We start from the raw sequence: 10966 nt of genomic DNA, 5'->3' as shown, positions 1-10966 counted from the left end.
AACTACGCCGCCAGCTCTTCCGGTTCGCTGCCGGGGGCGAGGCGGACGCGGAGGCCGTCGAGCTCTTCCGACATCAGGATCTGGCACGACAGGCGCGAGTTCGACTTGACCGCCATGGCGTCGTCGAGGCGTTCCTCTTCCTCGTCCGACATCGGAATCAGCCGGTCGACCCAGTCCGGGTCGACATAGACGTGGCAGGTGGCGCAGGCGCAGGCGCCGCCGCATTCGGCCTTGATGCCGATGTTCCAGTCGCGGATGACTTCCATCACCCGCCAACCCTCGAGCGCTTCGAGCTCGTGCTCCTCGCCGGCGTGGTCGGTGACGAAGATCTTCATGGCACTATCCCTATTCGACCGCCCCAACCGAAGGGCGTTTTCGAGCGAAGTGAATGCCGGCTCGCGTCCCGGGGGGACGCCGAGCGAACCAAAAAACTAGTCGGCGACCCTTGCCGTCGGCCGGCGCGCCCAGGGGCGCGTTCCGGCGGGCACTTCGCCCTGCTCGGCGATCGGCTGCAGATATTCGGTCACCTCGGGCCAGCGCCCCTCGCGAAGCCCCTTCAGCACCAGCGGGTCCTCCGTCGAGAAGGCGTCGAAACCGACGCGCTTCAGGAACGGGATCTGGTCGAGGAAGAAGGCGCCGACGGCGCGGAGCTCGCCCCGGAATCCGTCGCGGTCGCGCAGCAGCCGGCCGATCGAGAAGGCGCGGCCATCGGCGAATTTCGGCAGATCCGCCGCGACGACGGCAAGGCGCGGCAGGTCGGCGACGATATCGGACCAGTCGGCGCCGGGCTCGATCACCACGCCGAGCGGCGCGGAGCGGGCCAGAAGCGCCTCGCGCTCGGCGCGGAAGCGCTCGAGGCTGACGATCACCGCCTCGCCATCGGCCGGCAACTCGTCGTCGGCCAGCCGACGAAACGCGTCTTCGACGAAGGATCCATTCTTCCAGAGGCTCATGTCAGATGCCGCTTCCGTCGTTCTCGAGACCTAGATGGATGCCGCATTCGGTCTTGTCCAGACCGCGCCAGCGCCCCGCCCGCGCATCCTCGCCGGGCTTCACCTTCGAGGTGCAGGGCTGGCAGCCGATCGAGGGATAGCCTTGCGCCACGAGGGGATGCGGCGGCAGATCGTGCTCGGCCACATAGGCCTTCAGTTCGTCGGCCGACCAGGTGGCCAGCGGATTGACCTTGATGCGCGCGCCGTCCTGCTCGAAGGACTGGATCGCCGCCCGCGTCGCCGCCTGGAAGCGCTTGCGCCCGGTGAACCAGGCGTCGAAGCCTTCCATGGCGCGCGCCAGCGGCTCGGTCTTGCGGATCCGGCAGCAGGTGTCGGCATCCGTCATCCAGAGCGCCTTGTAGGGATCGGCCGCAGCGAGAGCCACCGGATCCGGCGTGATGGTGCGCACGTCGGAGAGGCCGAGCCGCTCCACCAGCGTGTCGCGATAGGCAACCGTCTCCGCGAACAGCCGCTGCGTATCCATGAAGACGACCGGGATGGCGCGATCGACGGATGCCGCGAGATGCAGCAGCACCGCCGATTCCGCCCCGAAGCTCGACACCAGCGCGATACGGCCGGGGAAGATCTCGTGGAGCGAGCGCTCGATCAGCTCGGGCGCCGAAAGCCCGGCGAACCGCGCATTGAGGATAGCGGCCTCCTGCAGCCCCGCGCTCTCGTGATCGAAAACGGGGCCGCCGCGCTCCTGCTCGAAGCCGAAGGCGACGGGGTCAAGGCGTCCCATAAAGCGCTTCCTTGAACGGTGCCTGGCCGAGGCGGCGATAGGCGGCAAGGAAGGTCTCGTCGCTGTTTTCGCGCTTGGCGATATAGGTGTCGACCACGGTCTCGATCGCATCGACGATCTCCTCGGTCGAGAAGCCGCGGCCGATAATCTCGCCGATCGACGAGTTCTCGTCGCCGGAGCCGCCGAGCGAGATCTGGTAGAACTCCTCGCCCTTCTTCTCGACGCCGAGAATGCCGATGTGGCCGACATGGTGGTGGCCGCAGGCGTTGATGCAGCCGGAGATCTTGATCTTGAGATCGCCGATGTCGCGCTGGCGCTCGATGTCGCCGAAGCGCTGCGAGATCCGTTGCGCCACGGGGATCGAGCGCGCATTGGCGAGCGCGCAATAATCGAGGCCCGGGCAGGCGATGATGTCGGTGACGAGGCCGGCATTGGCGGTCGCCAGCCCATTGGCGACCAGCCCGTCATAGATCGCCTTCAGATCGCCGTTGGCGACATGCGGGAGAATGAGGTTCTGCTCGTGGCTGACGCGGATCTCGTCGAAGGCGAGCCGTTCGGCGAGGTCGGCGACGGCGTCCATCTGCTCGGCCGTGGCGTCGCCCGGCGTGCCGCCGATCGGCTTCAGCGAGATCGTCACCGAGACATGGCCGGCGACGTGATGCGGATGGGTGTTGCGCTGGACCCAGGCGTCGAATTCCGGGTCGCGGGCGCGCTCGATCGCCAGCGCCGGGCTGGGGGTGAGCGGCTTCAGCGAGGCCGGAGCGGCGAAATATTCGCGGATGCGCTCGACTTCGCCCTGCGGCAGCTTGAGCGCGCCGTGGCGGATGCGCTCCCACTCTTCCTCGACCTGGCGCGAGATCTCGTCGGCGCCGGTCTCGTGCACGAGGATCTTGATGCGCGCCTTGTACTTGTTGTCGCGCCGGCCGTTCAGATTGTAGACGCGCAGGATCGCCTCCGAATAGGAGAGGAGGTCCTCTTCGGGCAGGAAGTCGCGGATCTTCTTGGCGATCATCGGCGTGCGGCCCTGGCCGCCGCCGATATAGACGGCGAAGCCGACCCGGCCGTTCTCGTCCTTCTTCAGGTGCAGGCCGATGTCGTGCACCTGGATCGCGGCGCGGTCGCGCTCGGCGCCGGTGACGGCGACCTTGAACTTCCTCGGCAGGAAGACGAATTCCGGATGCAGCGACGACCATTGCCTGAGGATCTCGGCATAGGGGCGCGGATCGGCGACCTCGTCGGCGGCGGCGCCGGCGAAATGATCGGCCGTGACATTGCGGATGCAATTGCCCGAGGTCTGGATCGCGTGCATCTCGACCGAGGCGAGATCGGCCAGCGCATCGGGGATCTCGGAGAGCTTCGGCCAATTGAACTGGATGTTCTGGCGCGTCGTGAAGTGGCCGTAGCCGCGATCATACTTTCGCGCGATATGGGCGAGCATCCGGAGCTGCTGGCTGTTCATCGTGCCGTAGGGCACAGCGACGCGCAGCATGTAGGCGTGCAGCTGCAGGTAGACGCCGTTCATCAGGCGGAGCGGCTTGAACTGGTCCTCCGTCAGCTCGCCGGAGACGCGGCGGCCGACCTGGTCGCGAAACTGCGCGACGCGGGAGGTCACGAACTCATGGTCGAACTCGTCGTAGCGATACATCACTCAACCTGCCTGATTCAGAAGGGCGGCGCGGGCGGCGATCTCGGCCTCGCCATAGGTGACGGTGGGGCCGCCGGCGGCGCGGATCTTTTCGCGCAGACGGACAGGAACCGGCAGGCCGTCCGCGTCGACGGTCGCCTCGATCTCGTAGGGGTCGACGACGATGAGCGCTTCCTGCTGCGCCTTGGCGTGGCGAAGCGCGTCCTCGAGCTCGGCATCCGGAATGACCCGGGCGTCGGCGAGCCGGTAGGACCAGCCGCCGGAAGCGGTCAGGAACACGACCAGCCCGTCGGAGAGATGGTTCGCTGTGATGAGCTTGTCGGTCATTCCGCTTTCCAGATCCGTATCCTCATGCCGCCAGCGCCACGAGCGGCAGCGGCTTGACGCCGACCGCGCTCTCGGCGACCACGCGGCCGACGATGATGACGACCGGGCCGTCGAGCTCCGGCCGGTCGGCGATTTCAGCCAGCTCGTCGAGCCGGCCGGCATAGGCGCGGCGATCGGCGCGCGAGGCATTCTCGATGACGGCGACCGGCGTCGAGGCGCTGAGGCCGTTCTCGATCAGCTTGGCCGCGACCCGGGTGGCGACGCTGCGGCCCATGTAGACGGCGACGGTGGCGCCCGAGAGCGCGAGGCCGGCCCAATCGGGCAGCGTGTCGCCGCGCATGTCGTGGCCGGTGGCAACGACCAGCGTCGAGGCGACGTCGCGAAGCGTCAGCGGAATCTCGTTCTCGGCGGCGGCGGCGAACGCGGCGGTGATCCCCGGCACGATGTCGAACGGGACGCCGGCTTCGCGCAGCGCCGCCATCTCCTCGCCGGCGCGGCCGAAGATCAGCGGATCGCCCGACTTCAGCCGGACGACGCGACGGCCGTCGCGCGCCTCGCGCACGAGAATGGCGTTGATCTCGTCCTGGCTGGCGGCATGCGCGCCCTTGGCCTTGCCGACATAGATGCGGAGCGCGTCCCGCCGGCCCATGGCGACGATCGCCTCCGGCACCAGCTTGTCATAGACGATGACGTCGGCTTCCTGCAGCAGGCGCTGGGCGCGGAGCGTCAGCAGATCCTCAGCACCCGGACCGGCGCCGACCAGGCTGACATGGCCGACGGTTGCCGACTGCGCGGCGGCGGCGTCGATCGCGGCGGTGGCCTCGCCCTCGCCGTCCTCGATCTGGCCGGCCAGCACCTTGGCGGCGGTCGGCCCGGTGAAGAAATGCGCCCAGAAGCGGCGGCGCGCCTCGCCGGATCCGATCTTTTCCGCGACCTGCGCCCGCAGACGCTCCGCGAGGTCGGCGAGATCGCCGAGCCGCGGCGCGAACATCGCCTCGATCCGGGCGCGGACATGGCGCGCCAGCACCGGCGCGGCGCCCTCGGTCGAGATGGCGATCGACAGCGGCGCGCGGTTGACCAGCGCGGGGGTATAGAAATCGCAGAGATCGGGACGGTCGACGACATTGACCGGAACGCCGGCCGCCTTGGCGAGGTCGCGTACGGCGCGGTCGCTCTCCAGATCGCCGGTCGCGGCGAAGACGAGCGCCGCATCTGCGAGATCGGCGGCTTCCGGGAAACGGGGTTCGAGCCGGGCGCCGGCCGCTTCCAGATCGCGCCGCGCCTCGTCCTCCAGCGCGTGCGCGAAGACGACGATCTCGGCGCAGGTCTCGGCGAGCAGGCGGATCTTGGCCGCCGCCTCCTCGCCACCGCCGGCGATCACGACCCGGCGGCCCTCGACCTTGTGGAAGGCCGGAAAGGTGCCAAGCTTGCGCTGAACCGTGCGATGGACCGCAGCCATCCGTCTCTCCTCGGGCGCGACCCGACGAACGGATCCCGCGAAGTCTGGAACGATTGCAGACTTCTAGAGACTTCAGCGCCCAAAGACGACGATCCGCGTTCCAATCTCGCAAAGCGGCTTGAAAAAACATTCCACGCAAGGCGGTGCGCATGACGAGGAAGCGTATTCCTGCGTCAATCGCCCGCCCTGCCCAGTCATTCCGGCCGGATTTCCTCGGGCTCTTCTTGGCCCCGCTTCCGGCGGAGCCAAGAAGAACGAATTATACACGACCTATCTCATAGTGTTTATCGAGATATTGCCGTCGGTGCCCTAGAACACGCCGGCGCCGAGCTCGGCCGGGGCGGCGCTGGCGCGGAACATGGCGAAGAGCTCGCGGCCCAAACCGAACTCGTTGCCGGAGAGATCCTCCTCGACCTGCGGCCGCGCCGCGAAGGTCGCCGCGTCGACCAGCACTTCGAGCGTGCCGTTGACGGCATCGAGCCGGACGAGATCGCCGTCGCGCACCTTGCCGATCGGCCCGCCGGCCGCCGCCTCGGGCGTGACGTGGATCGCCGCCGGCACCTTGCCGGAGGCGCCCGACATGCGGCCGTCGGTGACGAGCGCCACCTTGAGGCCGCGATCCTGCAGCACGGCCAGCGTCGGCGTCAGCTTGTGCAGTTCCGGCATGCCGTTGGCGCGCGGGCCCTGGAAGCGGATGACGGCGATGAAGTCCTCGGTCAGCTCGCCCGCCTTGAAGGCGGAGATCAGCGCGTCCTGGGTATGGAACACCTTCGCCGGCGCCTCGATGACGTGGCGATCCGCCTTGACGGCCGAGACCTTGATCACGGCGCGGCCGATATTGCCGGAGAGCAGCTTGAGGCCGCCCGTCGGCTGGAACGCCTTCTCGACCGGCGCCAGCACCTTCTCGTCGAGGCTTTCGGTGGCCGCCTCGCGCCAGTGGATGGCGCCGTCATCACCGAGCTTCGGCTCGACCGTGTAGCCGGAGAGGCCTGTTCCCCACACGGTGGAGACGTCCTCGTGCAGCATGCCCGCCTTGAGCAGCTCGCGGATCAGGAAGCCCATGCCGCCGGCGGCGTGGAAATGGTTCACGTCGGCCATGCCGTTCGGATAGACGCGGGTGAGCAGCGGCACGACGTCGGAGAGATCCGAGAAATCGTCCCAGGTCAGCTGGATGCCCGCCGCCTTCGCCATCGCGACGAGATGCAGGGTGTGGTTGGTCGAGCCGCCGGTGGCGTTCAAGCCGACGACGCCGTTCACCACCGCCTTCTCGTCGATGATCTCGCCGATCGGCGTGAACTCGTTGCCGAGCGCGGTGATGGCGAGCGCGCGCTTGGCGGCGGCGCGGGTCAGCGCCTCGCGCAGCGGCGTGTTCGGATTGACGAAGGAGGATCCGGGCAGATGCAGGCCCATGATCTCCATCAGCATCTGGTTGGTGTTGGCCGTGCCGTAGAAGGTGCAGGTGCCGGGGCCGTGATAAGAGGCGCTCTCGGCCTCGAGCAGGTCGGCGCGGGTCGCCTTGCCCTCGGCGAAGAGCTGGCGAACGCGCGCCTTCTCGCTGTTCGGCAGGCCGGAGGTCATCGGACCGGCGGGGATGAAGATCGCCGGCAGGTGGCCGAAGGTCAGCGCCGCGATCAAGAGGCCCGGGACGATCTTGTCGCAGATGCCGAGATAGACGGCCGCGTCATAGGTGTTGTGCGACAGGCCGATCGCCGCCGCCATGGCGATGGCGTCGCGCGAGAACAGCGACAGCTCCATGCCGGTCTGGCCCTGGGTGACGCCGTCGCACATCGCCGGCACGCCGCCGGCGACCTGCGCCACGCCACCGACCTCGCGCGCCGCCTGCCGGATCAGCTCCGGATAGGTCTCGTAGGGCTGGTGGGCGGAGAGCATGTCGTTATAGGCGGTGATGATGCCGAGATTGGGCACCACGTCGCCCTTCAGCGCCGCCTTGTCGGCCGGACCGCAGGCAGCGAAACCATGCGCCTGGTTGCCACAGGCGAGCGACGCGCGGCGGGGGCCTGAGTCGCGGGCGGCAGCGAGGCGATCGAGATAGAGGCCGCGCGACTTCTCGCTGCGAGCCCGGATCCGATCCGTCACTTCGAGGATCTTCGGGTGGATGGACATGACGTGGTGTCTCCTGGGCAACCGTAACCTGCGAGAGGCCCGGTGGCGCCGCCCGCTTCAAACCCCTCTCCCCACGCCCTCCCGTGAACGGGAGAGGGTTCCCCGTTCGGTGGTCATTTCTTGGAAACGGCGACAGCGCCGATCTGGTTCGGCGCGGCCGTTCTCATCTTGTTGGAGCATCGGTCTTGTGCCGAAGCCCTATCGCTCAAGCCGCGTTCCCGCCGCCCCGAGGCGGCGGGTTCTCGCTCAGGCGCCTTCTTCGTGCCAGGTGCGGCCGTCGCGCTCGATCAGGGCGATCGACGAGGACGGGCCCCAGGTGCCGGCGGTGTAGCCCTTCGGCGCCTCGCGCGAAGCCGCCCAGCCTTCGAGGATCGGATCGATCCACTTCCACGCCGCCTCGACTTCGTCGCGGCGCATGAACAGCGTGGCGTTGCCGCGGATCACGTCCATGATCAGCCGCTCATAGGCCTCGGGGCTGCGCACCTTGAAGGTCTCGGCGAAGCTCATGTCGAGCGGAACGTGGCGCAGGCGCATGCCGCCCGGGCCGGGATCCTTGATCATCAGCCAGAGCCGCACGCCCTCGTCCGGCTGCAGGCGCATGACCAGCTGGTTGGAAGCGAGCTGACCGGCGCTGTCGCCGAAGATCGAATGCGGGATCGTCTTGAAGTTGACGACGATCTCGGAAAGGCGCGAAGGCAGGCGCTTGCCGGTGCGGATGTAGAAGGGCACGCCGGCCCAGCGCCAGTTCTCGATCTCCGCCTTGATGGCGACGAAGGTCTCGGTGGTGGAATCGTCGCGGCCGAGTTCTTCCAGATAGCCCGGGACCGGCCCGCCGGCCGAGGCGCCGGCCTTGTACTGGCCACGCACGGTGACGCTATCGACCTCGCCATCGACGATCGGCTTCAGCGAGCGCAGCACCTTGAGCTTCTCGTCGCGCAGCGCGTCGGCGTCGAAGCGGCCCGGCGGCTCCATGGCGACGAGGCAGAGCAGCTGCAGGATGTGGTTCTGCACCATGTCGCGCAGCGCGCCGGCCGTGTCGTAATAGCCCGCGCGGCCCTCGACGCCGAGGCTCTCGGCGACCGTGATCTGCACGTTGTCGATGTGGTTGGCGTTCCAGAGCGGCTCGAACAGCGCGTTGGCGAAGCGGAGCGCCATCAGGTTCTGCACCGTCTCCTTACCGAGGTAATGATCGATGCGGTAGATCTGGCTTTCCTTGAACACCTTGCCGATCGAGTCGTTCAGCTCGTTGGCGGAGGCGAGGCTCTTGCCGATCGGCTTCTCGATGATGACGCGCGTCTTCGGCGTCACGAGATGATGGGCGCCGAGGCCCTCGCAGATGATGCCGAACAGGTCCGGCGCCACCGCCAGGTAGAAGGCGCGGATGCGGTCCTTGCCATCCTTCAGCGCCTCGACGAGATCCGGCCAGCCGGCCTTCTCGGCCGTCGCGTCGATCGCGACATAGGAGATCCGCTTCAGGAACGAGGCGACCTGCTCCGGCTCGCGCTCGTCCGCCGGCACGAACTTCTCCAGCGCCGCCTCGGTCAGCTTCTGGTAGGCCTCGTCGCTCATGGGGCGACGCGACGCGCCGATGATGCGGGCAACCGGGGGGATTTGACCGTCGCGGTGGCGATGGTAGAGCGCCGGCATAAGCTTGCGATAGGCGAGATCGCCCGTGGCGCCGAAGACGACGAGATCGAAGGGGTCGACGGCGATGATACGACTGGTCATGAATTCCCTCTTTCCGGCGTCAGCCGGGCCTCAGCTGGTCTGCAGCCATGTCCTAATCAAGTCCGCGTCATATGTTGAGGGACAAAATTAGAGAACCGAAATAAAATCCTTGCGACGAGATTCGCGTGTAACGGCAGCGACGACACGCTAAGCGAATTCAGTCGCTTAAACGAGCCCCCAAGGGGCAACGGGGGAAATGCACATGACCGATCCAGTTTGCGTCGTACCGGCCGGCGATCGCTGCGGCGAAGGCGTCGTCTGGAGCGCCGCCGAGCAGGCCGTCTACTGGACCGACATCAACCGTTTCCTCATCCATCGCTATGATCCGGCGTCGAAAACGACGCAGAACTGGATCTTCGACGAGCCGGTGACGACGCTCGGCCTCACCGACCGCCCGGGCACGCTGATCGCCGCCCTCGCCTCGAAGGTGATTCTCTGGAAGCCCGAGACCGACAGCCGCACCGACTTCTCCGTCCCGGAGCCGAACTTCCCGAAGGCGCGGCTGAACGACGGCCGGCCCGACCCGTTCGGCAACCTCGTCGTCGGCTCGATGTTCAACAATGTCGCCCCCGATGGCTCCGGCGTCGATATCACCGACAACAAGGCCGGCGGCCTCTACCGCGTCGACGACAAGGGCGGCGTCGCGACGATCAAGTCGGAGATCGGCATCACCAACACCATGTGCTGGGACGTCGCGCGCCAGCGCTTCTATACCGGCGACACGATGAAGAACGAGATCTGGCAGTTCGACTATGATCCCGAAACAGGCGCCGTCTCGAACGACCGGCCGTGGTTCTCCGACTTCGAGCGCGGTGGCCCGGACGGCTCGCAGATCGACAGCGAGGGCCATGTCTGGAACTGCCGCTATGGCGGCGGCTGCGTCGTGCGCGTCTCGCCCGAGGGCAAGGTCGCCGGCATCCTCGACATGCCGGTCTCGAACATCACCAACTGCACCTTCGGCGGCGCCGACCTGAAGACGCTCTACATCACCACCGCGCAGGGCGGAAACGGCCCGCTCGAGCGGCTGGCCGGCGGCCTGTTCGCCGTCCGCACCGAGGCGCCTGGACTGGCGGAAAACGTGTTCCGGCTCGATCGCTGATCGCGCGTTCCCGGAGGGCCCTGCCCTCCGGCCGCTTTGGCGGACCTCCCGCAAGTCCTGACGGCGCGGCAGAGAGGCGGATCGAAACAAGATCGCCACCCTGCCGCAGGGGAATTTCTGCTTTCGCCAGAAGATCCGGCCCGCAAATCGCCGCCTTTCCATCGTCATGGTAGAACCCCCTTAGTGGAGGTTGCCATGACGAGGAATTTCCCCGATTCTATTCATGCGATCCTGCCGGCCCTGCTCGTCTGGGCTGTCTTCGGCCTGAGCGGCGCGCAAGCGCAGACGCCGACGGAAGCCCAACAATCGGCGATCCGCTCCGCCTGCCCGGCCGACTACAAGAGCCATTGCGCCGGCATTCCTCCGGGCGGCAAGGCGGCGCTGGCCTGCCTGCAGCAGAGCGCAGCCAAGCTCTCCGACGCCTGCCGGACCGCCGTGCAGGCGGTCGGCGGCAGCGCAGCGACAACGCCCGCTCCCGCAGCACCCGCCGCATCCGCTGCGCCGGCGGATAGCAAGCCAGCCGGCCAGAGCAGCACCACGACCGCTCCCGGCAAGACGACCCCTGGCAAGACAACCGTCGCGCCGGCGGCGAAGGCCGCCGCGCCGGAGGCCACCCCGGCCCCGGGAGCGCTGACGCCGCGCCAGGAACTGGCGCTGGTGCGGCAGTCCTGCGCCAAGGATTTCCGCAGCCACTGCCGCGGCGTGCCGATCGGCGGCGGCAATGTCGTCGCCTGCCTGAAGGAGAACGCCGCCTCGCTCTCGCCGCGCTGCCAAAAGGCGCTCGCGCCCCTTGCCCAGTGACCGGCTGGTAGCAAGGAAATCACGTGGCACGGATGGAACCGGCCTCCTG

General features: G+C 67.8%; 10 protein-coding genes. 2 read left to right on the top strand and 8 right to left on the bottom strand.

The genetic code is table 11. The annotated features are described in order from the left end of the window. Positions 1–2: 2 nt before the first annotated feature. From K32_RS02145 to zwf, 8 genes are all read right to left on the bottom strand, one after another. Positions 3–335 carry a 2Fe-2S iron-sulfur cluster-binding protein gene (locus K32_RS02145; RefSeq protein ID WP_201402444.1) on the bottom strand — a complete coding sequence of 111 codons (333 nt, stop codon included), beginning with the start codon at positions 333–335 and terminating at the stop codon, positions 3–5. A gap of 96 nt (positions 336–431) precedes the next feature. Continuing rightward, on the bottom strand, positions 432–953 hold the full coding sequence (locus K32_RS02140) for a DUF934 domain-containing protein (RefSeq protein ID WP_201402443.1): 522 nt from the start codon (positions 951–953) through the stop codon (positions 432–434). A gap of 1 nt (position 954) precedes the next feature. Then, on the bottom strand, positions 955–1734 hold the full coding sequence (locus K32_RS02135) for a phosphoadenylyl-sulfate reductase (protein WP_201402442.1): 780 nt from the start codon (positions 1732–1734) through the stop codon (positions 955–957). Then, positions 1721–3379 (bottom strand): nitrite/sulfite reductase, encoded by a 1659-nt coding sequence (locus K32_RS02130; RefSeq protein WP_201404311.1) that lies wholly within the window; start codon positions 3377–3379, stop codon positions 1721–1723. Before K32_RS02130 ends, K32_RS02135 begins: the two co-directional genes overlap by 14 nt. Positions 3380–3382: 3 nt before the next feature. Further along, on the bottom strand, positions 3383–3706 hold the full coding sequence (locus tag K32_RS02125; protein ID WP_201402441.1) for a DUF2849 domain-containing protein: 324 nt from the start codon (positions 3704–3706) through the stop codon (positions 3383–3385). A 22-nt stretch (positions 3707–3728) separates the two neighbouring features. Next, entirely contained in the window at positions 3729–5165 is a 1437-nt protein-coding gene (cysG, locus tag K32_RS02120; protein ID WP_201402440.1) for a siroheme synthase CysG, read from the bottom strand. 309 nt (positions 5166–5474) lie between these two features. Further along, positions 5475–7289, bottom strand: a complete 1815-nt coding sequence (gene edd, locus K32_RS02115) for a phosphogluconate dehydratase (protein WP_201402439.1) — start codon at positions 7287–7289, stop codon at positions 5475–5477. Positions 7290–7535: 246 nt separating this feature from the next. Continuing rightward, positions 7536–9017 (bottom strand): glucose-6-phosphate dehydrogenase, encoded by a 1482-nt coding sequence (gene zwf, locus K32_RS02110; protein ID WP_201402438.1) that lies wholly within the window; start codon positions 9015–9017, stop codon positions 7536–7538. A 202-nt stretch (positions 9018–9219) separates the two neighbouring features. On the opposite strand from zwf, the gene K32_RS02105 reads away from it, so the two are divergent. Continuing rightward, complete coding sequence (locus K32_RS02105) at positions 9220–10116, top strand: SMP-30/gluconolactonase/LRE family protein (protein WP_201402437.1); 897 nt, start codon at positions 9220–9222, stop codon at positions 10114–10116. A gap of 195 nt (positions 10117–10311) precedes the next feature. After that, the gene (locus K32_RS02100) at positions 10312–10917 is read left to right on the top strand and encodes a cysteine rich repeat-containing protein (protein WP_201402436.1); all 606 of its coding nucleotides are present in this window, start codon (positions 10312–10314) and stop codon (positions 10915–10917) included. Positions 10918–10966: the final 49 nt, after the last annotated feature.

This window comes from Kaistia sp. 32K (genome assembly GCF_016629525.1).
GTDB lineage: Bacteria > Pseudomonadota > Alphaproteobacteria > Rhizobiales > Kaistiaceae > Kaistia.
Note: the sequence above shows the minus strand (reverse complement) of the source record. Positions and strands in the feature narration are given on the sequence as shown.